Consider the following 23,432-nt stretch of genomic DNA (forward strand, 5'->3'; position numbering starts at 1 on the left):
TATGACCATTAATTAAAGATATTGTTGAAAATATTTATAGTATAAATCGCAACGAGATTGAGCTAAATAACCTTGTTTTTTAATTAATCCCATACTGTGTAGTTTATAAGCTTGCATAGGTTCAATTTGTATAGGTTGATCTGCATTAATAACTTGCTTAAAAGCTTCAACCAGTTCTGGTTTTTGCTGCAAAGCCTCTAAATGACGTCGCAGGTGATCATCATAAATTCCTGCTGGAGTTGCTGCATCTTCTAACAACTGATCGAATGATAAACTGTGACGAGCAAGATGATAAAATGCTAATCGTGCTAAATAAGGATGCCCACCTATCATGTCGTATAATAAACTAATCTCCGGTGAATCTACCTTAATATGTAATTGATGAAGTTTTGCTAAATCTATCATTTGTTCTAAGGTAAATTCGCTTAAATTAACTGGAAATCCTACATTAAACGGTGACTGATTAATGTCTAAACGTCCATAGTCTTCTGTAGAATGGACAACTAATAATCTTAGATTTTCAAAAATTTCTAAATCTCTAGCATCTTCATACCAACTTCGTAATAATGAAAAGAAATCTTGATAGATTTCAGGATAATCAAAAATTCGATCAATTTCATCAAATCCTAAAACTAATGGTATCTCAATTTCTTCTAATAAAAACTTTAAATAATTACTGCAACTAACTTTACTACCTCGATTCCAATATTGATCAAGCTGTTCAGGAATTTGTAAGCGCTCGCTCATATCAATACACAGAAAACGTAGAAAATGATCTGAACTTTTAAAGGCATCGCCATCTATCTTCTGCAAATTAAAACGTACTGTTCGATAACCCTGCTGTTCTGCATGGTGAAGAATTCGGTTTAATAAAGATGTTTTACCCATTTGTTTTGGTGCTTTGATCCGAATTAATGCTCCTGGTTGTTCAATTTCTTCATAACAGTCGGATTCAATGGGTAAACGCTCAATATAAAAAGGACAGTCTAACGGAACAACCCCTTCTGGATTGTCTAGTTTCATCTTTGGTAAAGTTCCGCCAAGATACTTAGCAATGATTTCAGGACTTACATATTCAGGCTTATACTTAGCAAATAATTCAACCAAATCATTCCGAAGACGTTCATGTTCATTCTTTTCGTTTTTAATCCCAAATATATTGCAGGCTTTTGCAATGTGCTTTCGGATGGTAGATAAATCAGTGACATTTAGTCTTTCCGCAATCAGGATATCTGGCTTTCCTGCCAAAAAAGCCTCTACTACCTGTTGTTGCTTAGGAGTCAATAGTTTGTATGCCGCATCGAATTCTTCTTTATTCATATTCTAAGTTTAGCAAAAATCCTATAAGTCTTAGTTTTGGGAATTTTTTTTCACAAAACCATTATATACAGATTTGCTTGTGAAAGTATGAGAATTTTTAGACTCATTTGCAAGTTTGAAAAAAATATATTTTATGCTGAAAACGTAATCAGCAATTTCTTATTAGGAGAAATTAACTATGTCGGCTTATAACTCCCTCAATAATCAAAATTTTATTCAACGCCAAGCCCATTCTCTTGATTTGCGTAGCTTGTCACAACTTGACACCCGTTTAGCTCACTGTCAAAACTGCTATGCAATTCACCCCAGCTTACAACGAAACCAACATAAACAAATTTTCTGCCCAACTTGTGGAATTCAATATATTGTCAATATTCCTGAACCTGCAAAAGTAATTCAAGCTTATTTCCGAGATAAAAATCTCTACTTTAATGATAATGACCTTGATATTGAGCAATATAAAAAATTAGGAGCGATCGCACAACGCCTTAATACTGACCCCAATTATCCCCTCATTGCAGCTTTATTCAAAGCAATGAATCTGGCTAAAAAGTTTATCCATTTTACCAGCCTTGGGATTAGTCATCAATTTCTAGGCGCATTAAAAACAGTATCTCAAGGGATTCCAGTTAAAGGTATTGTTTCGCTAACCTCTCATCAAACCTATCAATTAGACGAATTATCTGAATACACCCATGAAAGCCCAAATTTAGATATTAAACCGATGTGTGAAACTATTTTTAATTGGGATAGAATTCCCCATCAAAAACTAATTGTTGTCGATGGATTAATTGCCTTTAAAGGCAGTGCAAATCTGACCCTGACAGCTTGGCGAAAAGCCGAAAAAAATTTAGAAGAAATTGAAGTGATCACCAATATGGATGAAGTGATTTATCTCCATAATCGCTATTTTTCACCCGTTTGGGCTGATTTTAGTTCCGATGAAAAAGCCATTATTATTGATCACGATAACCTTGAGGATATGGCAGCTTAAAAAACATCAATTCCTGTAGGGGTAACGCGCACATAGATGGAATCCCCGCCCGTTTTACGGCGGGGCGGATGTCAACGACAACCTAGCACCGCTTTTGGATAAGCAATTCGTTTGTGATTAACTTGTTCCCAAACTCGCACAAATATTTCGGCGATTTTTGCCATTTCTGCCCGGGTTAAACCCGAATCAATTAATTGATTATCTTGCCATCGAGCCTTTAATATTTTATTAACCATATTTAATGCTTCTTCGTGGGTGGCATCCTTAAGCGATCGCAATGCCGCCTCACAGGAATCTGCTAACATCACAATTCCCGTTTCTTTAGATTGGGGAATCGGCCCATCATAGCGAAAATCATCTTCTCGGACTTCCAATTCAGGATTTTCTTGAGCCAGTTGTTGGGCTTGATAATAGAAATAGGCAATCTGCATATTTCCTTGATGTTCAGGAATAAACGCTTGAATTGCTTTGGGTAAACGGTATTTTTTCGCCATTACTAACCCCTCACCAACGTGCTTTTTAATAATTTTGGCACTTTTCCAAGGGTCATCAATCGTATCATGTTTATTCGTTCCCCCCATTTGATTTTCAATAAATCCTAAAGGGTCGTGCATTTTTCCAATATCATGATATAAAGTTCCCGTTCTGACTAATTCCACATTACAGCCCAATTCTTGAGCGGCGGCTTCGGCTAAAGTTGCCACAAACATCGTATGTTGAAAAGTTCCGGGTGCGACGGTCGCCAATTTTTTTAATAACGGTCGATTGGGATTTGCTAACTCAGCTAATCGAATCGGAGTAATTAAATCAAATAGATGTTCTAAATAGGGACTTAACCCCAGGGCGACAATACTCCAAGCCACTCCTTCTAATACTTGTAATCCTACAACCTTGAGCAGAACATACCAAATTGATCCGGCCGTTGCACTCGCCATTAAATTAAAAATTAAGTAAACAGCACCTTGAGCAATTCCCACCTCTAATCCTAGTAATGCTAATTCTTCTCGACTCCGAGATTGTCCTGCCAAAAGACTCCCAACTAATCCCCCCACGGCACTAGCCAGTAAATGAAAACTATCAATTTCCATTCCAATTGGTAATAAAATTGAAAGTAGACCCACAACCGTTACTCCCACGGCCGAGCCGTAAAAACTGCCCACCAATAATCCCACCGCAGGTAAATTAATCAGAGGTAATTTCAACAAAATAATAATCGGCGTACTCAGGGTTAGCAATAATAATAAAAGCCGATCTCGACGACGTAAACCTCGATGAAATTTCCATTCAACCAATAAAACAATTCCAACTCCGGCACTAACTAACCCCACTAACTTGATTAATCCTTTTGAATTAATTCCCCGTTCACTCAAACCAAAATAATCCAGTAAGACAAAATCCCGTTGAGTAATTTTTTGTCCTCTATTAACAATAACTTCTCCCTTATTAATATTGACTAAAACTGGTTCAATTTTTTGTGCAACTAACTCTGCTCGACGACGGGTGGCCTCGGGATCTTTAACTAAATTTGCTTTTAAAACTTGATTTAACAAATCCGTAGCAAATAATTGAGTTTCTAAAGGAATCGTATATTTAACATGGACTTCAATGGCTTTTTTCAGGATTTCATCGGGTACACCAGGAGCAATCCCCTGGGCTAACATCTCTTGAGTAATTTGAGTAATTCCTGTTTGGGTTTGCAACCAAATTTGATCAGACCAGCCAAAGATAGACTCACTATAAAAGACTGTTTGATCAACAGGGGATTCCTGAGAAAAGGCATTCAACGACGCGACATATCGCCAACGGGCTTGGGTCACATCGGATAATAATTGTGAAAATTCAACCTCAGTGGTTCGCTGACGGTAAGCCTGTAATTGTCTGAGGGTATGTTGGCGAATTTCGACTAAGTTGGCTTCTTGCCAATCGGTAAATTTGGTCGGGTTTTTTTTATTAGGGGTTTTTGATGGGGTAGTTGAGGGAATTTGGACAATCACCTGTTCAACTTGGGCGATTAAATCTTGCCATTCTCGTTCTGGAACCCCGCGCAGGTAACTCTGAACTTCCGTCGATAAAATTCCCGTATTCACAAAAGGAAAAGGTTCGGCGATATTGCGGATAGATGCCCCCTGGGCTAATACCTTTTGAATGGTTTGCTCGATATCTTGATTGACGGCATTGTCAATCACTAAAACCGGAATCGCACCAATTTCAGCCGCTTTGCGCTTTTCATCGGTGGTTTTCAGGTCAGGAACATTGGCATCCGAGGGGGCGTTAATGGTTTCCTGGGCAATACGACCGACATCTAATTTGGGTTGGTTGTAAAATCGAACCCCGATAACGCTAGTTAAGGAAACTACACTTACCAAGAAAAAGATTGGACTCGTTAGAGAACTCAATTTTTTTTTGACTTTTCGGGGTTTAGGATTGGATAACAATGAAGGGTTGGAACCGGATAGTTTTGTGGGTGAAGGCTGTATAGGAGGCGAGGCGGAATGGGCGCGGCTACAAAGCCGTTCAATCTGTTGCGTCAGAGTAGGTCGCGTATTCATCTGCTTGGAAACTAGATCAAGGGGTTGAGCAGCCGTTTGAATTTAATTGTATAGTATTGTTTTGAGTTTTTAAGAAAAGCCAATGACCATTGGTTGTAAAGGGCGATATACCCCTGACCAAAGGGCAAACAGACCCTGAGATAACTGTAGCAGTTCTCCCTGAGTGGGGTTGGGTTTTACAGGATTATTTTCGATTTCTGGATGAGTTAAGGGCCAAATAGAGGGGTATTGAAACTCCAAACGCCATTTTACCGGAATTGCGATGTAGCCTTGATAGGCACCGGATAAAGCCCCACTAATGGCTGCTGTGATTTCAGGGTGATATCGGGTTTGTAGCGATCGCAAAACCGTTAAGGAATAGTCTTCTGGGGTGCTGAGAAAACAATAGAAGCCCAGGGCCAAGGCCGTCCAATTTTCAGGATCGAAATGATTTGGAACAGTCGCTTGAGGAGAATAACTGAGTTTTGAGGTTTGGGTCAGTTGATGAACGGCCGTTTCTAAACTGGCTTTTTGCTGTAATAGGGTTTGAACTTGTTCTAATTTAGCCGTTAAAGCGGATTCGGTCGGTAACAGCTTTAATAAATTGGGAATTAGTTGATCGAGTTCTGGATTTTGAGTTAGGATCTCGGCGATCGCGGTCGCCATGACCAAAACCCCATCCCAAATACTAGCCACCTGTTCCGGGCTATTTGATCTTAACTGTTTTAAGTAGATCAAATTATCGTGAAAAAATAGGGCCAGTGGGAAGCCAACAATAGCCACCTCACTCCCTGAATTTAACCCCTGTGGGCATGGTATCGAGGGTTTTTGAGAAATTTCCAATTTTCGAGGTTCTTCCCTCTGGTTCGCCACTAATGCCCAGTAATCAATCGGATTAAATCCTTGATATTTGATTAAGCTTTGAGCGAGTTGGGGAATCAGTTCCCCCCAATTTAGGGAACAACCAGGAGATAGGTTTTCAGACCTGGGTTTAATTTGGCCTAACCGATAACCGAGGACTGTGCCTAGAAAGGCCCCTTGAAATTGGCTAGATAGTGAATATTGGTTCATGGAGAGGATTCTAACGGTTTTTGCCCCTGCAAATGATGAACCAAAGCCTGTAGTCCCAAGCGGTAACTTTCTGCTCCAAATCCACTAATTTGTCCAATCGCCACTGCTGCAATAAAAGAATGATGCCGGAATGGTTCTCGACGGTAAATATTGCTTAGATGTACCTCAACGGTAGGAATCCCAACTCCTGAGATCGCATCTCGCAGGGCAATACTGGTGTGAGTATAGGCTCCGGCATTAATTAGCAAGCCTTGGTGTTGCCCGAATGCGGAGTGTATTGCATCCACCAAAACCCCTTCGTGGTTAGACTGGATGATTGAGAGTTTAACAGAGAGTAACTGAGCCTCCTGTTCCAACAGTCGATTGATTCCTTCTAACGTTGTTTTCCCGTAAATTTCAGGTTCTCGCTGACCCAAGAGATTCAAATTGGGGCCATGCAATACTAAAAGACTTAGCAAAGGATTAACCTTAATCAAATGTTAAATTAACTACCTCCGACGGCGGGGCTCATCCACAGGTACAGGAATTGGCTCTGCTTCGGGTTGAGCCGCCGGGCCCAATAGGGCATCAATAAGCTCCCGCGCCCATTCTTTTAACTTTTCCAGTATTCTATCAATGTATTCCATTGAACAAAAAGCTCCTCGCTGTAAACTAGCTACGCAACTGGACTGGGGGTTAAGGTTAACCGAATGGTTAGCCCAATCACCGTATAACGCTCAAAACCAATGCTTGCTATGGGTTAGCAAGTTTTATCCTTAACGGATATCTGCTCTATATTTCCTATTCTATTATATTACTCCAATTCTGGCTTAAAATTTTATAAAAGTTTCTAAAATTTTAAGCACTTGGTAATAGGACATCCTAGAATAATCTCTTTAATTTAGGGGATTTTTACACCCCCAACCATCTCCTAGATCCATGGCATTTAGGATTAGTTGAAAATTGGTTTGATCGGGGTCGCTAATTCACAACTGCCTAACTCAAATAAACCTAGAGAGACACTGTACTAGCTCCATCTTACCAAATTTTTCAGTTATGGTTAGGTATTGAATTGAACAACACCACCCTCAGCATAACGAATCTTTACAAGTTTAGGCAATAGCTTGACAATTTCTTGTTTTCCCCAACCATTAACCTTTACCGAGAAGATGACGACGCAGAAGGTCAAGGGCCGTACTGCTGCTTACCCGCCGTATCCAGTCCCGACTCCGTTTTTCCCCAAAACGACATTCCAGACTCTCTACTGACCCCTGGGGCGTCGCTAAACCAATGTAAACCAGTCCGACGGGTTTGGTCGTAGTACCGCCTCCTGGCCCAGCAATTCCGGTAATACTTAAGCCCCAATTGGTTTGCAAGAGATTTTTGACACCGATGGCTATTTGTTCAGCGACGACCGCACTAACAGCCCCGTATTCCTCTAAATCATCGAGGTTGACATTGAGCAGAGAAGCCTTCACCCGATTATTATAGGCAATTACACCGCCGAGAAAATATTCAGAACTGCCGGGAATTTGGGTCAAGATGTGTCCTAAACCTCCTCCAGTGCAGGATTCAGCCACACTCAAGGTAGCTTGATGTTGTTGCAATAATTCCCCCACCACTGAAGCCAAAGTTTGATCATTGGCCCCATAACAATCGAGTCCAGCAATTTCTCGCAGTTGGGTTTCAATGGGGGTAATTAATTGTTGGGCAATTTCTGGAGAGTCGGCCCGGGCAGAAATTCTTAATTTCACTTCTCCATGATTAGCATAGGGAGCAACGGTGGGATTTTTTAGATATAGGAAATCAGCAACTTTTTCGGCTAAAGTGGATTCGGCTATGCCCCAAAATTTTAGGGTACAACTTTGAATAATTCCTTGACACCAATTGTTATTTTTTAGATAGGGAATTGCCACATCTGACCACATTTGATAAAGTTCTGCGGGAACCCCTGGAAAGGTTAAAATTGTTAATCCATCTCCCCTGGGTTTCCAGATAATTCCCGGTGCAGTTCCGGTTAAGTTTGCAAGGATTTCTGCCCCTTGAGGAATTAAGGCTTGTTTACGATTACTCGCCGACATCACCCGTCCCCGTTGATTAAATTTTTGAGTGATATCTTCAATAATTTCCGGTCTTTCTATCAGGGGAAATCCAAAAAAATCAGCGATGGTTTCAACGGTTAAATCATCGGGAGTCGGCCCCAAACCCCCGGTAAAAATCAATAATTGAGAGCGTTCAGATGCGATCGCAATTACTTTTTTTAGGCGTTCTCGATTATCTCCAACTACACTTTGATAATAATGGGGAATGCCTAATTGAGCTAATTGTTGTCCCAAAAACTGAGCATTGCTATTGAGAATATCACCCAAAAGCAGTTCCGTACCGACACAAATAATTTCAGCAACCATAAGCTCAAGATAAGATAGATTTTGACATCCGCCCCGCAGTAAACGGGCAGGGATTCCATCTATTTTAGCAGGTTAACCCTTCGACCGTTCGACTGGCTCACGGCTCAGGAGATAGCTGCTGAAATTCTGGTGGGATAATATAATTTTTGAAGAAAAATTACCTCCAGAATGAATAGTTAACGTAATAATTTTATGCTCAATTAAATGGGTTTGATTCAGAGGTTTTTCGGTTCCTGAGTTCACGGGATAAGCTGGAAAACAAGCCCCACTGATACTTAAACGTAAACAATGGTTTTGAGGAATTTTAATACAAGTAGGCTGCAATTTAATTTGATAAGAATTTATATTTTTATCTTGACTAAAATCATTATTTGTGTTAAGATTAATGGTAGTAATTCGTTGATAACCTTGACTAAAATTATAAACACTGCCATCGGGTTTAACTTCTGATAAAACCGCAGATAAATCAAACGTTGGCTGGTCTGCTGTACAATAAATTTCTACCGCTAAATCCCCGGCTAAATGTAAATCTTGACTCAAGGGTTCCGAGGTATAAGTAACAATATCACTGCGACAATCTAAGCTAGAACGGTCAAAAGAACCCGTGGGATACATGGCATGACCTCCCAGGGCGGGAACCGGACGCCAAGGGTCATGAACAAAGATATCTTCTTGAGAATTTTCAGGACAATTTGGCGTTAAAATTCCGGCATCTTCTCGTAAATTTGCTAGTCCATTTGTGGATAAATAATAAATCTGGGAAGGTGATGACGGCCATTGTTGAAATTGTCGCCATTCTTGACTTCCCATCTCAAATAAACAAACCTGATTTTGATTAAAAATTGGGTTTTCTTTTGCTTTTAAAAAAGTATCAAACCATTGAATTTGCAGGTTATCAATAAAGCTGGATGCGGTTAACCCATAATTCACAGACCCGACCTTTCTCCCCCAGGGAAGATGCGCCCAGGGGCCAACAATTAAATATTGGGGGGAGGAGCTACGCTTGACCATTTCTTGATAAAAATTAATTGTTCCTCTTAAATAGGTATCAAACCATCCCCCAATATGCAGCATCGGTAAGTCTAAATTATCTAATTTTGGCGATAGATTTTGCCAATATTCATCGGGTTGATTATGGGCTAACCATTGGTGATAAAATGAATTTGAATCATGGATTTTTAACGCTTCTGGACTAGCAGGAATGGGATCAAAAAAGGGTAAATTTCGAGAGGCTTGATACAGAGAATTATAGGCGGTTTTATCCCCTTTTAATCGGGCTGTTTCGGCGGCAATTTGAATCGCCCATCCTAAGTTAGCATATAAACAAAAAGCCCCTCCTTCATAGGCCCAATCTCTATATAAATCATAACTCATCATCGCCGGACAGATAGTTTTTAATGCTTTCGGGCGGCTAGAAGCGGCATAAACTTGAGTTAATCCTTGATAGGAAAATCCATACATTCCCACCTGACCGTTACTATGGGGAAGATTTGCGACCCAATTAATAGTATCTAAGCCGTCCTCTATTTCATTAGTAAAAAGTTGGAATTTACCTTCCGAGGTTCCCCGTCCTCTCACATCTTGAATTACTACAATATAGCCCTGTTGAGCATACCATTTTGGATGGGCATAAACAACGGTAGATGCGATCGCTCTCCCATAGGGTTGCCGCATTAATAAAACGGGTAATTTTTCCTCTATATCAGGTCGATAAATGTCCGCATCCAGTCTAATTCCATCCCTGGTAATTAGAGAAGTTGTTTCTTTAATAATCATTTTTTTAAGTTATAGTAGGGAACAGGGAGGAGGATGTGTAATTAATTTTGTTTAGGTACTTAGCAATATTTTTAACTCCTAATCTCTACTTAGAGTCCAAAATTGGGGTTTATGGTTCACAAAAATAGAGGGTATTTAGGTGCTAATTAATTCTGAAGGTAAGACTTGATTGAGTTTTCCGCTTCGATATCCCTCCAGGTCTAAAGTAACATAAATAAACCCAAATTCTTGGAAGGTTTTCACTAATTTAGGCAGTTCAATAATTAATACAAAGTCTTTAATTTCTTCTGGAGATAATTCGATGCGGGCCGTATCTCCTTCTGAACGAACTCGTAGATTTTTCCAGCCTAATTTTTTTAAATACACTTCGGCTCTACCAACCCGTTGTAATTTAGAAATTGTGATTTCTTCTCCATAGGGAAATCTGGAACTTAAACAGGGTTGAGCGGGTTTATCCCAAGCTTTTAAACCGAGATATTTAGAAATTTCTCGGACTTCAGTTTTGCTAATCCCTAATTCCGCTAAAGGTGAACGGACTCCCCGTTCTTTTGCTGCTTTAATTCCTGGGCGATAGTCGCGTAAATCATCGCTATTCACTCCATCAATAATATAGGGATAACCCCAGGTTTGAGCCAGGGGTTTTAGAGTATCATGGAGTTCACTTTTGCAAAAATAGCAACGATTAACTGGGTTTGATGTATAATTAGAATTAGCCATTTCTTGGGTTTGAATTTCTTGGTGTTGAATCCCAATTTCGGCGGCTTGAATTCGAGCATCTTCTAAGTCTTCGGGTAATAGGGAGGGAGAAACGGCGGTTACGGCTAAAGATTGATCTCCTAATACATCATAGGCAATTTTAGCGACTAGGGTACTATCTATTCCTCCAGAATAAGCGATTAATGCCCGTTCCATTTCTTGAAATAGGGCTTGGAGTTGTTGTAATTTTTCTGTGATGATCATAGTGTAGATGAAACCTATTTTTATAATTTAACTAAAATTCTCTCTGCCAAAAAACTGCAATGGACAGGGATAATATAAGAACCATATAAATGATAGCATAAATCCCATTAGTTATTAACACTGAAGATGGGGGTAAGTAACCATAAACAGCCTCATTTTTCAAATCCAATCTTGCTAAATCGGGTAAGATCATATAGGTGACTTTCATCATTTGTTCTAAGGTGGGGTTTTCGCTAATTTTTCCTAATGCGAGTAAGTCACGACTGAGACTTCCCATTGCATAAACACCTAGGGTTAATAAACTCGCGAGGAGGGAACTGGTAAATACTCCTAATAAAATACCGACCGCCGCCACTAAAGATAATTGTAGCCACATAAATATAAAAGCAATACTTAGGGAGGTGAAGGGGTAGGGAATTTTATTGAAACTGAGAATGCCAAAAAATAGCAGGGTCATCACCAAGATTAAAACTGCAATAAAAGCCGAGATACCAAAATGTTTTCCGATAATTAATTCCGCCGGACTGACGGGTTTAGAAACCAGGAGATAAACGGTTTTTTTGTCAATTTCTTTGTTAATCAGATTAGCACTCACAAAAACTGTAATCAGTAAGCCCAATAAGCTAATCATGGCGATGCCAAAATCTAGGGTTATTTTGTTTTCTAACCCGGCGGAAACTTCAGGAAGTAAACGAATAGAACCCATCAAAAACACAGCAAAAATGCCAATAATATAGAGAATGCGGTCACGAACGACTTCTAAGAAAACGTTACTGGCAATAGTAAAAATTCGGCTGAAATTCATCTTGATTTCCAGATTATTATTGTGATCAGGTTTGACATAAAATAAGCAATATCCTTATTCCTGTTTCATTCCCAGAAATAAATAGGATTGAAACTCTGGGTTGATTTTAGCAGAATCCGGCTGCAAAGTCTCTGGTGTAGGAAGAATATCTGGAACTTTTCTTACCCAATTTTCCACGCGCAAAGAAAATTCTATCCAACAGTAAATATTAATGTGAATTAGGAAAACAATAATAAACCCCATACGAACTAAAGGCGGGGGAGAATGAATTTTAAATTTATCTTTAATAAATTCCAGAATAAAGATTAAACAAGCTGCGATGATTGGCCAAGATTTTAAGGCAAAATTAGGTTGATTTATTTCTGTATTTTGATATATAATTAGACATAGTAAGAATGAAGTAATCCAAGGACTTAAAGAAATATTTCCCATTATAAATGGAGGTTCATTCGTTCGGATACTAATAGCAACAGTTAGCATTAATAAACTTAGAAATACCAAACCATTTCTAGTATCTTCATTGTTAATTACAAAAAAAGATGCCATCCAAATAGCAATACCAATCAATATAAACGTTCTCCAGTCTAAGGGATGAGAGGGTTTAATTATATTTAAAAAATTAATTAGTTTTTTCATTTTATTTTAAAATTAATAATGTAAATGCTAACCCTAAAAACAGAGAATAACTGAAAGTATGTGCTAGTAATATTACTCTAAAATCCTTATATTTTTCTGACATTTGAATCTGGTCTTCTGAATTTCCTGAAAATACTTTACTAATTTTAGTAAAGTCTGTACTTGATAAAAACCGGAGGGTTTCAAAGCCTATCCATTTAATTAATAGTAAGAAAGTAAAATTAAAAACCGTTAATAAAAAAATAACGAAGGAGGTTGTATCAAGCTGTTCTACCAATAAATAATTAATTAATTGTGTTCGAGCTTTCAATGGTAATATTGCTTCTGCATTTACAACAATCATCCATTCACAGGCACTTGCTAATAAATTGAGAGCCATGGTATATTGTACACTCAATTTTGGGGAGATATTGAAACTTTTTTTGAAAATCCAGGCTTCAATAGTAATAGACATTAAAAGCCGAATAATTCTTAATAAAATAACTCTTAATATAGTCCTGACTGGCATATATAGTAGGGAGATTAGGTAAGAGGCAAGAGACAAAAAGCAATAGGGATGAAAACCAGATTATATTTTTAAGCATACTCTGATTTTAACGGATTAGAAACCATTTGAGGATCACCAAGCCCCTAAGCTAATTTTAATCACGGGGGATTTCCCTGTTCCGTTCCCTGTGCTATCTGAATATCCATTTGAGTTTCAATTTTTTGTGCTACAATTCACCCTAAAATCAACAGTTAACTGATAACTGATATATGAATCATCCCATTCCCACAAGCCCCCAAGAAATGATGGCTCTGCGACAACAACCTGTTACTGATGATTTAGTCGTAACGGCGTTGGCAGGAGTCGTAAAAATTGCGCGTTCTCGTCAACAATCTTTAGAAGATCTTAAGGCTGAGGTTTTAGCCGATGATAGTCTACTCAATCGAGAACAGCGAGTCTGGTTAAGTGAATTAGTCACCCATGCTTGGCAATCTTTACCCTAGGAAAAAATTTAGGATTTTTAGAAAAATAGAGCATAGCAAATGATTATTACCATTGAGGATGGGAGAAAAGCAGAGTTTCTGCGGCTTCTGCATCCAAAGGTTGAGCGAATAGATAACCCTGAGCTAATTCGCAACCTAAAAACCTCAGAAGGGATAATTGTTCTGGTGTCTCAATGCCCTCAGCTACAACACTCATTCCTAAATGATGGGCGAGATTGAGAATGGCTTGAACCACTTCTAAATTTTTTCCAATCAAATCTAAGTTACTAATAAAAGAGCGGTCAATTTTAATAATATCTAAAGGAAATCGGTGTAAATAACTTAAGGAAGAATATCCCGTCCCAAAGTCATCTAAACTTAACTGAATGTTGCGCTTTTTGAGTTGTTCAAATAGCTGTGATGCTAATTCAGAATTATCCATAATGGCACTTTCTGTAATTTCTAATTTTAGATTTTTGCTATCTAATTTTAAATGTTCAAGAACTTGATCAATTTGTTCAATTAAATTGGGTTGAGAGAACTGTTTAACAGATAAATTAACACTCATCGTAACATCAAAAACTTCCCCTCGTTGGGCTGATTTTTCTTGCCATTGTTTCAGTTGACGACAGGAGTTTTCTAACACCCAAAATCCCAAGGGAACAATTAAACCGGTGGCTTCAGCAATAGGAATAAAATGATCTGGTGGAACTAAGCCCCGTTGGGGATGTCTCCAACGAACTAAGGCTTCAAAACTACTAATTATTCCCGTTGATAAACAAACAATTGGTTGATAGTAAACAATAAATTCTTGACGTTCAATCGCACGTCGGAGGTCATTTTCTAACTGTAAACGAGTTAAAGCGCGGGTGTGCATCTCTCGATTGAACACCTGATAACGGGCTTTTCCTAGAGTTTTAGCCTGATACATTGCCGTATCTGCATCCCTGAGCAAATATTCTGGCTGTTCGTAATCAGAATTTCCTAAAACAATCCCAATACTGGTATTAATAAAAACTTCATGTTCATGGAGTAAAAAAGGTTTAGTTAAAGCCTGTTGAATTGTTTCCGCTAATTGGGTAGCTTCATCAACGGATTCAATCTTTTCTAACAGGACAGTGAATTCATCCCCTTCAAATCGAGCCAAGGTATAATTAGGATTAATACAATTGCTTAATCTTCTCGCCACCGCCTTTAAAAGTTGATCTCCAGCTAAATGTCCCAAAGAATCATTAACAACTTTAAAATCATCACAATCGAGAAATAATACCGCAAATTGAGAGCTAGAACAGGTGTGGGTATAAGCCAAAACTGTCATCAATTGTTCCATAAAAAACACTCGATTCGGTAAACCCGTAAGTGCGTCATGGGATGCCATGTATAATAATCGTAAATTAGCTAGTTCTAGTTCCTCAGTGCGTTCTTTAACCCGTTGTTCCAGTTCGGTATTGAATTTTTTAATTTGTAATTTTGCCTCTTGTAAATTTAATTGATTTTTGATTCTAACTAAAACTTCTCGAATTTCAAAAGGTTTAGTAATATAGTCTAAACCTCCCACTTCAAAGGCTTGAATTTTATCAAAAACTTCATTTGATGCACTTAAAAAAATTACAGGAATATCTCGGGTGCGTTCGGAAGATTTTAACTTTTTGCAAACATCATATCCACTCATTTGAGGCATCCGAATATCTAATAAAATTAAATCCGGTGGGTCAGAAATCGCCACCATAATCGCAGATGAACCATTAATAACACAGCGAACATTATACCCCTGTTCTGTTAACATCGCTGACAAAAGATATAAATTATCGGGTGTATCATCAACAATCAAAATACTGTTGAGTGAGTGATTTGGTTGAGCGTCATTCATCAGAAAAGACTATAAATACAAGAAAAGATAGGTGGTAAGTGCTGGTTGAGTTAAGGTTTAGCGCAAAATTTCTTCAATCATCTGATTAGCTTGTCTACCATAGCTCCCTCCAAATAAGTTAAAATGATTTAGGATATGGTAAAGATTATAAATCATTTTACGACGCGCATAACCAGAATTTATCGGAAAAATCGTCTGATAACCTTGATAAAAACGGGGAGGAAACCCGCCAAATAATTCCGTCATAGCTAAATCAACTTCTCGATCTCCAAAATAAATAGCCGGATCAAAAATTACTGGTTCTCCTGCTGAAGAAATCGCCGCATTTCCTCCCCATAAATCTCCATGAACTAAGGAAGGTTTAGGAGTATAATTAGCTAATAACTCTGGGATTTTTTTTAGTAATTTTTCTTCCTGTTCAAAATAGCCTCCTCGCCGTTTAGCTAGTTTCAATTGATAGCCAATTCTATGTTCTTGCCAAAATTCTACCCAATTATTTGTCCAGGTATTGATTTGAGGTGTAGAACCAATTGTATTATTAATTTCCCAGCCAAAGTTTTCAAACCCAGGATAATTTTGTTCTGGTGTCCAGTCATGGAGTAAAGCTAAGTTTTTTCCCATTTCTTCCCAGGCTGAAGGATCATTTTTTCCATCTAAATTCAGCCATTCTAAGACTAAATAAGCGGAATTTCCCAACCCTCCCCAACAAATGACTTGAGGAACTCGAATAGTCTGGGTTTTCCCAATTTGTTGAACCCCTAAAGCCTCAGCTTCAAACATTCCCACTTGACTAATTTTATTCAGTTTAATAAAATAGTGACGGGAACCTTGGCTAATTTGATATCCTTGATTGATACATCCTCCACCGACGCCATGGCGATCGCAAATTTGAAACGGTTCTCCCGTAGCCTGTGTAATTTCTTGAGCAATTTCATCCCACATCATATCTGAGTTTTTTATTCTTCTAACTGATTATATCAAATTTTAAAAACTCAACTATAATTATTATATTTCAGCAAAAATCCCGATAAAAACGCTAAAATTAAGATATAGCAATCCTAAATAATTCAATTATGCACATTTTTGGACTGGGTAAAAAACTCAAAATGCCTTCAGCCTCCGACGCCCTACCCGGACGGAAACAAGCCATGTCCGTACCCGACAAACATTATGTCAATGGTAATCCCCTCAAACCTCCCTTTCCCCCAGGATTAGAAATGGCGGTATTTGGGATGGGTTGTTTTTGGGGTGCAGAACGCCGATTTTGGCAGCAGGAAGGGGTGTTTAGCACCTCCGTGGGCTACAGCGCCGGATTTACCCCTAACCCCACCTATGAAGAAGTTTGTAGCGGGCAAACGGGACATAATGAAGTCGTGTTAGTGGTTTATGATCCGAAAATTATTAGTTATGAACAATTGCTAAAAGTCTTTTGGGAAAGCCATAACCCGACCCAGGGAATGCGCCAGGGTAACGATGCTGGGACACAATACCGTTCAGGAATTTATGTTTATTCCGAGCAGCAACGGGAATTAGCAGAAGCCTCCCGGGACATATATCAAATCGCCCTGAAAAAAGGAGGTTATGAAACCATAACCACGGAAATTCTGCCAGCGCCGGAATTTTATTATGCCGAAAGTTATCATCAACAATACTTAGCTAAAAACCCCAATGGCTACTGCGGTTTAGGGGGAACAAAAATCAGTTATCAGTAATCAGTAATCAGTTATCAGTTATCATCAAGATATCCAGAAATCTAAAATAAAAGTGTTGTAAGATCATGCCCACTGTCAAAATTGAAGCCCAAATATCAGCATTAGATTTACTCCAAGCTGTTCAGCAATTAAATCAAGCTGAATTAGAGCAATTTATTGAGCAAATTCTACAAGTTAAAGCTCAAAGAATTGCTCCTAGTCTATCAATAAATGAGTCTGAATTATTGATCAAAATTAATCAAGATTTACCTCAAGAATTACGACATATATATCAAACTTTGATGGAGAAACGCAATCAAGAAATTTTAACAGAATCAGAGTATCAGCAACTTTTAGAATTAACTGAGCAAGTAGAAAGATATCAAGCTCAACGCGATGACTGATAACTGATGACTGATTACTTATTCGTTTTCCAATCGGCGATCGCTTTCTTAGCCGCGTCATAGGCCGATGTATTTTCGGGAACTAACTTAGCCGCTTCAATAGCATTATCATATTGCTTTTTCTTCGCACGGGATTGAGCAATTTCCCAGATTTGATTTCCCCATTGATCGATTAATTTTTCCGCCTCCAAATATCCCGGCTGATCCGCCGGAATTTTTTGGACAAGACCGATGGCATCACTATAGGATGAGGCTTGACCGGGCTTAATTAAAGCCTTAGCCTGACTCAAAATTCCTTGATTATTGTTCAGGACTTTTAACTGAGCCTCCCACTCCTCAAGTTGTTTTTGTCCCTGTTGATAAATCTCAGGATTAGCGTCAGGGAGCAACTTAATTGCATCCACTGCTCCCGGCAAATTTTGACTCAGGGCGCGTCCTTGGGCAATCACCAAGATCGTTTTACTCCAATGTTCAATATCCCCTTGGGCTTCCTTGTACTGGGGATCGCTCGCCGGAATTTGTCGAATGATGGCGATCGCTTTACTAAAATCAGAAGCGGAAACATCTTTTAATAGGAGTTTCGATTCATCTAACAATTGAACCGGACTTGCAGGAGTTGGAGTCGGGGGTGTACTTTCCGGTTTTGTGGTCGCGGGCAGTGGTTTGGGAGTTTTAACCACCGTTGAAGTCTCAACAGAAGACTTAGCGGTTTTTTGACCTAAAAATATTGGTTTATTGGTCAGAAACACACCCAGTAACAGTACCAGCGCCGTTGCGCCACTCCAAAGAATTAACCGTTGTAAAAATGAACTTTCTGTCATAGTGTCCTCTGTTGAACTTGCAGGCGGTTGGGAGTTCATCTGAATTACAGAAGCTGGAGAATTTGGGGGTAAATTCCCGGGTTCGACGGGTTCACCTGTCGCAGAACCCCGATCTCCATTTCCTTGATCAGAGGATAGGGATAATTTCAGGGGATCTTCCGATACAGGAGCAGTCCCATTTTGATGAGATTCTACAGTTGCCATATTTATTTCTCTAATACCGTTGGAAAGATTAATAGCCACCTGACGAATTTCAGGTAAAAGTACCTGCTGGAGTTTAGAGGCTGGATAAACTGCAAATACGGGGTTTTGTCGGGGTCTTAAATGTTGTTCCGTCACTTCCGGTAAACGTTTCTCCAGTCCATGAATTAATCGGTCTAAGGTTGAAAACTGTCCGGCTTTCAACCCTTCCAATAATACCGAAGTAAAGAATCCTTGGCGCAAAGCCGAAGTTTCCCGGGACAACTGTTCGGGCTGACAGGATAAAATCGTCGGAATTTTTAATTTTCGGGCGATTTCAGCCGTTTGAGTTCCCACACTTTCCCCCGCGTGTGCCCCCTGAGCGCGGTTAATATCCAGCAACACCAAAATTTTATCGGTTGCCGCGGCTTTAAAATAGTCAAATAACTCTTGAATCGGAATTCCCGTTGTTTCTAACTGAGTCGGGTTCCCATCAATCGGCAATAGATAATCCCGCCCATCCTTGGCAAACCCATGACCACTAAAGAAAAACCAGAGGACATCCTCCGGGCCGAGTTGCTCTTTACAGAAAGACTCCACCCAATCTACAATATTTTCCCTGTTGGGATAGGTGGACATCTTCGACATTTGGGGGGACTTATCGGTGATCAATAAACTCTGATCGCGAGGAAACCCGGCAACATCAACCAAATATTCATAAATAGCCTCTGCATCCTTTTGGGCATAATTCAAGGGTTGCAGATATTGATATTGATTAATGCCAATGGCAATACAAATATAGCGTTTCATCGCTTATGCCCCATAAATTTCTATTTTAGTCATACTCAACTTAAAACCCCATCATACATCATTACAGCAATATCTATCGCAGTGTGCAAAGAAATTAGGACATCAACAAGATCGTTAAATTCGCTCCTGAAAAATGACTTTCCATGAAGCTACCTATTTCCCGTTATTTTGCCAAACACTGGATGGGACTCAAATTCAATTTCAGTTAATAAATTAAAGGGGACAAAATCAGAAAAAATATCGGGTTTTATTTTGGCAATATGCTGATCTAAATAGCCATTCAAATCAGTAGAAATATCATTTGCTATACTATGTCTTCCTTCTTCTATACACACTCTGGTTGTCACTCCTGAACCCGCAAAAAAATCAAGCACAACGGAACCAGGGTAAGACATCGCCCGGACAATTCTTCTAATTACTTCCGTTGGTTTTTGGGTGGGATGTCCTACTCTTTGCAGGGAATTACCATTCAATCTTCCAATCTCCCAAACATTCGTCGGATTTTTTCCTTTCTCAACACTCTCAGGCTTTAATCTTTTATCTTTCAAGTAAAGGGTTTTAGTCTCTTGATCAAAAGGTATACGAACTGCATCTAAGTCAAAAACATATTTTTTTGTCTTCGCAAACCAAGCTATTTCCTCATGGCGATTGGCAAAGAATCTATGGGCACTCATTCCATTTTTATAATACCAAATAATCACGTTGACTAATCGCATTTTGCTATGACGGCGCATATACATCATAATTTCCAGTAAATCACCACTTCCGGCTTCAGTTTGATATTGAAACCCACCAAATATAACAATATTTCCTGTCTCAGATAGGACTCTCTCGCTCTCTATCAACCATTCAGATGCCCACTTAATATAATTATCAAAATTATCCCATTCAGCAAGATTTATATTATAAGGAGGATCACAAACAATCAGTTGAACCGAGTTTGAGGGAATCTTTTTAAGCAGTTTAAGACAATCAAGATTCATAACAGCATGAACGGTTTCTTGATATTTTTTAATTTCAATTTCAAGTTCAGAAGTGTGAACCCCGTTACGTTTTCGCAGGGCATTCATTCCAATAAGTCGTGTATTTCTGTGAGATCGGTTAGCCATGTTTTTTCTATAGTTGAATGTACTCTGTTTCTGTTAAGTGGTAGTTATTTGTTAGGAAATCTGCTCCAAATAATTCTCGTAAAATACTAACATCATCACTATAGCAAGTCTAAATCATTTGTACAAAAGCATCATATTTTTCTAAGTTGGGAGGATTGAACAAATTAAACTTAAAGAAAAGCTGGAATAACTTTTTAGCTATTGAGAAGTTTCGACACCGATAATAAAACCGTCTAATAAAATTTTTCACTTGTAACCAGATCGCTTCTACTGGATTTTCTTTCGGGCCATAAGGTGCAAATAAACAACAAGTTATCAACCAATCTTTCTCTTCGATTAGATGCCTTTCTAACTCGGAGATGTTTCGTCTTTCTAAGGGAATTAGCCACTGTTCAATTTCTTCAAGTTGTGAGGGTGTTAAATAGCTTTTTGAACTTCGATCTGGTGTAGCAGTCATTCCAAGCATAAATCTTGGTTTGAAATAGGAAAAAATTTCTCTGTAAGAAGGTGTTTGACCATGATAAACTTCATCAATAACAATATAGTCAAACTCATCATGTCTATACTTGGTTAACTCGGTAGTTTGACGAAGAGTATCTTTAGATGCAAATAAAATATCACAATTTAACTCGTTCTCTCTTGACTCTCCAGTGAGTATCCCAATTGTTGCCTGATTCCAGACCTTTTTATATGCAGAGATACTCTGTTTTAGGATATCTAATCTATGAACAATAAAAAGCACTTTTCCTCGAAATATTCTAGCATCTAAAGCCGATAATATAGTTTTACCTGTACCTGTAGGTAAGATCACAACGCCTTTCTTCCAACCTTTTGATCTGTAGAATTCTAATGCTTTGAGTGCATTTATTTGAAGAGGGTTAGGCTCAACTAACTCTTCTCCAAGAAGATTAGGAGCATAATTAGAAAAGAAGTTTCTTAAAGACTGCATTACTACTGGTCGCCACTGAAGAGACTGGAGCATACTATAAGAAAATCGAATTAACTTCTAACCATCTTGTAATATTTCATTTTGGCGAAATAAGTTGTCGTCAAACACCTCGTTAGGGACAATACCTTCTGCATGGTAAGTCTCGCCGTTGACTTCAATTGCCAGCTTGCTACTACCCTCAACATAAGAAAAATCAATCCGCCTGTTTTTGCCCGTGCTGTCAATGAAAGTGCGTTGAGGGATGATGTAGCCTATTTTTGTGCCAAGCAGAGTCCACAGGAATTCATCAACGAAGAGGCGTTCGCTCTCTTGAGTAATGCGAGATCCGAACTCAGCATAATAACCATCTTTTGTTAACTCAGGCATGGACGGTAGTTTCAAATCTTGACCTTTTAGAGCATACCACTTTTCATTGTCTGATTCTTAAGAGTTTAAATATTATCAGGAGAACATTTTTAACCGCTTAAAGTATGATTTGGTCTTGTCTTCTCATGATATTTTAGCACCATATACATCATAAAAGTATTCATTCAATTTTTGCAAATCTTGATCATTAATAATATTAGACTTAGATAATATAACCAGCCGCCCCACTTCTTTTAATATAGTTTCTAATAACTGTTTTTGTGGTATAATCAAGGGTATTTTCTTGATATAATTAGCGGAATTATTGGTGCTTATATTGATAGTTCTAATCAGATCATTACAAGCTTTACTATTAAAAAAACCCAGTAAATAGTAAATTAAATCCTGGTAATCTTGGCGGGGAAATATTCCCACAATAGACTGATCAAATAATCTACCATCAAGCAATGATCCCGTAATTGAGGAGGAGGATATCATCGGTACAGCAATTCCTTGACGGAAATAAAATTGAGAATTCTGAAATCTAGCTTTTTGCTTATTAGTAACTTTATAATCATGAACTGCTTTTTCTCCCCAGTCCATAAACCATTCTGATTGTTTGTAGAATCTTTGATTACCACCCTTGACAATAGGAACCCAATAACAATCATTTTTGATGCCATTCAGGGGCGGATTAATAGAAAGATTATCCCTACATATCTTATTATTCTCTACAATAGCATACTTTTTAGTCCCCCTAGTAACAGAGGGCGATCGCCTTAAATACTTACCATCATTACCCGAATAAAAACCCGTTACCACAAAACAAATATCACCTATTGTTAGATTATCGGAACTCAGAATTTGAGAAATCCAGTCTTTTGAAGACAGAAAAAAAGCCTGGGATGGATTGTTAATAAGCTGATGGTAGGAAAGTCTACAAACTTCATAATTTTTCTTGGTTTTGGTTAATAATTCTGTCAACTCTGACGGTGAATGCAGACCTTTATAAACAGGAAAATTATAGTCAATATTTGGTTTTTCCTTAACAATAGATATTATACTTAAACCCGCATAGCCAAAGTTGACACCCGGGAAAAAATCAGAAGGAAAAAGCGTGATTGATTCTATTTTATAATTACTAATAATTTCTTTTCGCAAACCTTGATGATGATGGAGTGATAAATAGGTATCGGGAATAATAAAAACCAGGCGTCCGTCCTGTTTCAATAATTCCAGCGTTTGAATTAAAAATAAACCGTAGGTTTCCTTAGCATATATATGGGGATATGCTTTTTTTAATTGTTTTCTTTTTTCCGGTGATTGATATGCTCCATAAGGGGGATTGGCAATCACTCTATCGAATTTTTTATTAGTGTTTGCCAGGATAAAATCTTGATGTATAATCTCAATATTTTTTAAATTATTATATTTACTATTTAACTGATTTACGGCATCAATATTTAACTCATAGGCGGTAATTTCTGGAGTTAATTTCTGTTTCAATAACTCGTCAATAAACACACCCTCACCCGCACAAGGTTCAAGCACAGACATATTAGAATCACATTCGAGAAGTCCTACCATATAGGAAGTAATATGATCACAATTCGTGTAATAAGATTGGAACTTATCTTGCTTTCTGTTTGTGGGAGCTACCATGATTAAAAACTGCTATATTGATATTTTATAATAAATTCAGGACTTACGCAGGCACACTATATATAGTGTGCAGTAAGCCAGCGAACGCTGCCAATTGTTCAAGTATCTGCGCCAGCAATATAAAATTTACAGGACTTACGCAAGT

At 38.4% G+C, this 23,432-nt stretch carries 22 protein-coding genes; 4 read left to right on the forward strand and 18 right to left on the reverse strand.

Annotated elements, in window-relative coordinates; all coding sequences use genetic code 11:
- Positions 1–12: 12 nt before the first annotated feature.
- The gene (locus tag NMG88_RS00750) at positions 13–1,320 is read right to left on the reverse strand and encodes an AAA-like domain-containing protein (RefSeq protein WP_254035009.1); all 1,308 of its coding nucleotides are present in this window, start codon (positions 1,318–1,320) and stop codon (positions 13–15) included.
- A gap of 178 nt (positions 1,321–1,498) precedes the next feature.
- Here NMG88_RS00750 and NMG88_RS00755 point away from each other — a divergent pair, with 178 nt between their 5' ends.
- Positions 1,499–2,314: a phospholipase D-like domain-containing protein gene (locus tag NMG88_RS00755; protein WP_227351418.1), complete on the forward strand. Its 816-nt coding sequence runs from the start codon at positions 1,499–1,501 to the stop codon at positions 2,312–2,314.
- 71 nt (positions 2,315–2,385) lie between these two features.
- Here NMG88_RS00755 and NMG88_RS00760 read toward each other — a convergent pair whose 3' ends face one another.
- The 10 genes from NMG88_RS00760 to fraC form a co-directional block, all read right to left on the reverse strand.
- Positions 2,386–4,863 (reverse strand): HD family phosphohydrolase, encoded by a 2,478-nt coding sequence (locus NMG88_RS00760; protein WP_254035010.1) that lies wholly within the window; start codon positions 4,861–4,863, stop codon positions 2,386–2,388.
- A gap of 69 nt (positions 4,864–4,932) precedes the next feature.
- The gene (locus tag NMG88_RS00765) at positions 4,933–5,913 is read right to left on the reverse strand and encodes an ADP-ribosylglycohydrolase family protein (RefSeq protein WP_042156863.1); all 981 of its coding nucleotides are present in this window, start codon (positions 5,911–5,913) and stop codon (positions 4,933–4,935) included.
- Entirely contained in the window at positions 5,910–6,371 is a 462-nt protein-coding gene (aroQ, locus tag NMG88_RS00770; protein WP_026787287.1) for a type II 3-dehydroquinate dehydratase, read from the reverse strand. The genes NMG88_RS00765 and aroQ overlap by 4 nt, the downstream gene beginning before the upstream one ends.
- A gap of 30 nt (positions 6,372–6,401) precedes the next feature.
- A complete protein-coding gene (locus NMG88_RS00775; RefSeq protein WP_162832325.1) occupies positions 6,402–6,539 on the reverse strand; it encodes a hypothetical protein in 138 nt (45 codons plus the stop codon).
- A 504-nt stretch (positions 6,540–7,043) separates the two neighbouring features.
- A complete protein-coding gene (locus NMG88_RS00780) occupies positions 7,044–8,300 on the reverse strand; it encodes a competence/damage-inducible protein A (protein WP_254035011.1) in 1,257 nt (418 codons plus the stop codon).
- A 72-nt stretch (positions 8,301–8,372) separates the two neighbouring features.
- Positions 8,373–10,076 carry a CocE/NonD family hydrolase gene (locus NMG88_RS00785; RefSeq protein WP_042156865.1) on the reverse strand — a complete coding sequence of 568 codons (1,704 nt, stop codon included), beginning with the start codon at positions 10,074–10,076 and terminating at the stop codon, positions 8,373–8,375.
- A gap of 135 nt (positions 10,077–10,211) precedes the next feature.
- Positions 10,212–11,033: an ATP-dependent sacrificial sulfur transferase LarE gene (gene larE / locus NMG88_RS00790; protein WP_254035797.1), complete on the reverse strand. Its 822-nt coding sequence runs from the start codon at positions 11,031–11,033 to the stop codon at positions 10,212–10,214.
- A gap of 34 nt (positions 11,034–11,067) precedes the next feature.
- Positions 11,068–11,841 carry an ABC transporter permease gene (locus tag NMG88_RS00795; RefSeq protein ID WP_026787281.1) on the reverse strand — a complete coding sequence of 258 codons (774 nt, stop codon included), beginning with the start codon at positions 11,839–11,841 and terminating at the stop codon, positions 11,068–11,070.
- A gap of 54 nt (positions 11,842–11,895) precedes the next feature.
- Positions 11,896–12,477 (reverse strand): DUF5357 family protein, encoded by a 582-nt coding sequence (locus NMG88_RS00800; protein WP_026787280.1) that lies wholly within the window; start codon positions 12,475–12,477, stop codon positions 11,896–11,898.
- Position 12,478: 1 nt separating this feature from the next.
- Positions 12,479–12,985 (reverse strand): filament integrity protein FraC, encoded by a 507-nt coding sequence (gene fraC, locus NMG88_RS00805; protein WP_144390507.1) that lies wholly within the window; start codon positions 12,983–12,985, stop codon positions 12,479–12,481.
- A 248-nt stretch (positions 12,986–13,233) separates the two neighbouring features.
- On the opposite strand from fraC, the gene NMG88_RS00810 reads away from it, so the two are divergent.
- Positions 13,234–13,467, forward strand: coding sequence for a hypothetical protein (locus tag NMG88_RS00810; RefSeq protein WP_026787278.1), 234 nt, complete (start codon positions 13,234–13,236; stop codon positions 13,465–13,467).
- Positions 13,468–13,513: 46 nt separating this feature from the next.
- Here NMG88_RS00810 and NMG88_RS00815 read toward each other — a convergent pair whose 3' ends face one another.
- Positions 13,514–15,316: a two-component system response regulator gene (locus NMG88_RS00815; protein WP_042156868.1), complete on the reverse strand. Its 1,803-nt coding sequence runs from the start codon at positions 15,314–15,316 to the stop codon at positions 13,514–13,516.
- 57 nt (positions 15,317–15,373) lie between these two features.
- Entirely contained in the window at positions 15,374–16,258 is an 885-nt protein-coding gene (locus tag NMG88_RS00820; RefSeq protein WP_042156869.1) for a fructosamine kinase family protein, read from the reverse strand.
- Between the two features lie 131 nt (positions 16,259–16,389).
- On the opposite strand from NMG88_RS00820, the gene msrA reads away from it, so the two are divergent.
- Complete coding sequence (msrA, locus tag NMG88_RS00825; RefSeq protein WP_042156871.1) at positions 16,390–17,028, forward strand: peptide-methionine (S)-S-oxide reductase MsrA; 639 nt, start codon at positions 16,390–16,392, stop codon at positions 17,026–17,028.
- A gap of 65 nt (positions 17,029–17,093) precedes the next feature.
- Positions 17,094–17,411 carry an STAS/SEC14 domain-containing protein gene (locus tag NMG88_RS00830; protein WP_254035012.1) on the forward strand — a complete coding sequence of 106 codons (318 nt, stop codon included), beginning with the start codon at positions 17,094–17,096 and terminating at the stop codon, positions 17,409–17,411.
- A gap of 14 nt (positions 17,412–17,425) precedes the next feature.
- Here the strand turns inward: NMG88_RS00830 and NMG88_RS00835 are convergent, their stop codons facing one another.
- The 5 genes from NMG88_RS00835 to NMG88_RS00855 form a co-directional block, all read right to left on the reverse strand.
- Positions 17,426–19,222 (reverse strand): caspase family protein, encoded by a 1,797-nt coding sequence (locus tag NMG88_RS00835; protein ID WP_042156873.1) that lies wholly within the window; start codon positions 19,220–19,222, stop codon positions 17,426–17,428.
- A gap of 149 nt (positions 19,223–19,371) precedes the next feature.
- On the reverse strand, positions 19,372–20,331 hold the full coding sequence (locus NMG88_RS00840) for a DNA-methyltransferase (protein ID WP_052347362.1): 960 nt from the start codon (positions 20,329–20,331) through the stop codon (positions 19,372–19,374).
- 109 nt (positions 20,332–20,440) lie between these two features.
- Positions 20,441–21,280, reverse strand: coding sequence for a DEAD/DEAH box helicase family protein (locus NMG88_RS00845; protein ID WP_227398191.1), 840 nt, complete (start codon positions 21,278–21,280; stop codon positions 20,441–20,443).
- Between the two features lie 57 nt (positions 21,281–21,337).
- Positions 21,338–21,646 (reverse strand): hypothetical protein, encoded by a 309-nt coding sequence (locus NMG88_RS00850; protein ID WP_026797475.1) that lies wholly within the window; start codon positions 21,644–21,646, stop codon positions 21,338–21,340.
- A 123-nt stretch (positions 21,647–21,769) separates the two neighbouring features.
- Positions 21,770–23,287 carry an Eco57I restriction-modification methylase domain-containing protein gene (locus NMG88_RS00855; protein WP_254035013.1) on the reverse strand — a complete coding sequence of 506 codons (1,518 nt, stop codon included), beginning with the start codon at positions 23,285–23,287 and terminating at the stop codon, positions 21,770–21,772.
- Between the last annotated feature and the right edge of the window lie 145 nt (positions 23,288–23,432).

Source organism: Planktothrix agardhii (assembly GCF_904830935.1).
GTDB classification, from domain to species: Bacteria; Cyanobacteriota; Cyanobacteriia; order Cyanobacteriales; family Microcoleaceae; genus Planktothrix; species Planktothrix agardhii.

Coding starts and splice junctions, on each gene's coding strand:
- NMG88_RS00845 (WP_227398191.1), bottom strand. CDS start 21,280: ATGCAGTCTTTAAGAAACTTCTTTTCTAATTATGCTCCTAATCTTCTT.
- NMG88_RS00820 (WP_042156869.1), bottom strand. CDS start 16,258: ATGTGGGATGAAATTGCTCAAGAAATTACACAGGCTACGGGAGAACCG.
- NMG88_RS00810 (WP_026787278.1), top strand. CDS start 13,234: ATGAATCATCCCATTCCCACAAGCCCCCAAGAAATGATGGCTCTGCGA.
- NMG88_RS00785 (WP_042156865.1), bottom strand. CDS start 10,076: ATGATTATTAAAGAAACAACTTCTCTAATTACCAGGGATGGAATTAGA.
- NMG88_RS00815 (WP_042156868.1), bottom strand. CDS start 15,316: ATGAATGACGCTCAACCAAATCACTCACTCAACAGTATTTTGATTGTT.
- NMG88_RS00755 (WP_227351418.1), top strand. CDS start 1,499: ATGTCGGCTTATAACTCCCTCAATAATCAAAATTTTATTCAACGCCAA.
- NMG88_RS00835 (WP_042156873.1), bottom strand. CDS start 19,222: ATGAAACGCTATATTTGTATTGCCATTGGCATTAATCAATATCAATAT.
- NMG88_RS00840 (WP_052347362.1), bottom strand. CDS start 20,331: ATGGCTAACCGATCTCACAGAAATACACGACTTATTGGAATGAATGCC.
- NMG88_RS00855 (WP_254035013.1), bottom strand. CDS start 23,287: ATGGTAGCTCCCACAAACAGAAAGCAAGATAAGTTCCAATCTTATTAC.
- NMG88_RS00795 (WP_026787281.1), bottom strand. CDS start 11,841: ATGAATTTCAGCCGAATTTTTACTATTGCCAGTAACGTTTTCTTAGAA.
- NMG88_RS00760 (WP_254035010.1), bottom strand. CDS start 4,863: ATGAATACGCGACCTACTCTGACGCAACAGATTGAACGGCTTTGTAGC.
- NMG88_RS00830 (WP_254035012.1), top strand. CDS start 17,094: ATGCCCACTGTCAAAATTGAAGCCCAAATATCAGCATTAGATTTACTC.
- NMG88_RS00750 (WP_254035009.1), bottom strand. CDS start 1,320: ATGAATAAAGAAGAATTCGATGCGGCATACAAACTATTGACTCCTAAG.
- NMG88_RS00780 (WP_254035011.1), bottom strand. CDS start 8,300: ATGGTTGCTGAAATTATTTGTGTCGGTACGGAACTGCTTTTGGGTGAT.
- NMG88_RS00765 (WP_042156863.1), bottom strand. CDS start 5,913: ATGAACCAATATTCACTATCTAGCCAATTTCAAGGGGCCTTTCTAGGC.
- NMG88_RS00850 (WP_026797475.1), bottom strand. CDS start 21,646: ATGCCTGAGTTAACAAAAGATGGTTATTATGCTGAGTTCGGATCTCGC.
- fraC (WP_144390507.1), bottom strand. CDS start 12,985: ATGCCAGTCAGGACTATATTAAGAGTTATTTTATTAAGAATTATTCGG.
- msrA (WP_042156871.1), top strand. CDS start 16,390: ATGCACATTTTTGGACTGGGTAAAAAACTCAAAATGCCTTCAGCCTCC.
- NMG88_RS00800 (WP_026787280.1), bottom strand. CDS start 12,477: ATGAAAAAACTAATTAATTTTTTAAATATAATTAAACCCTCTCATCCC.
- NMG88_RS00775 (WP_162832325.1), bottom strand. CDS start 6,539: ATGGAATACATTGATAGAATACTGGAAAAGTTAAAAGAATGGGCGCGG.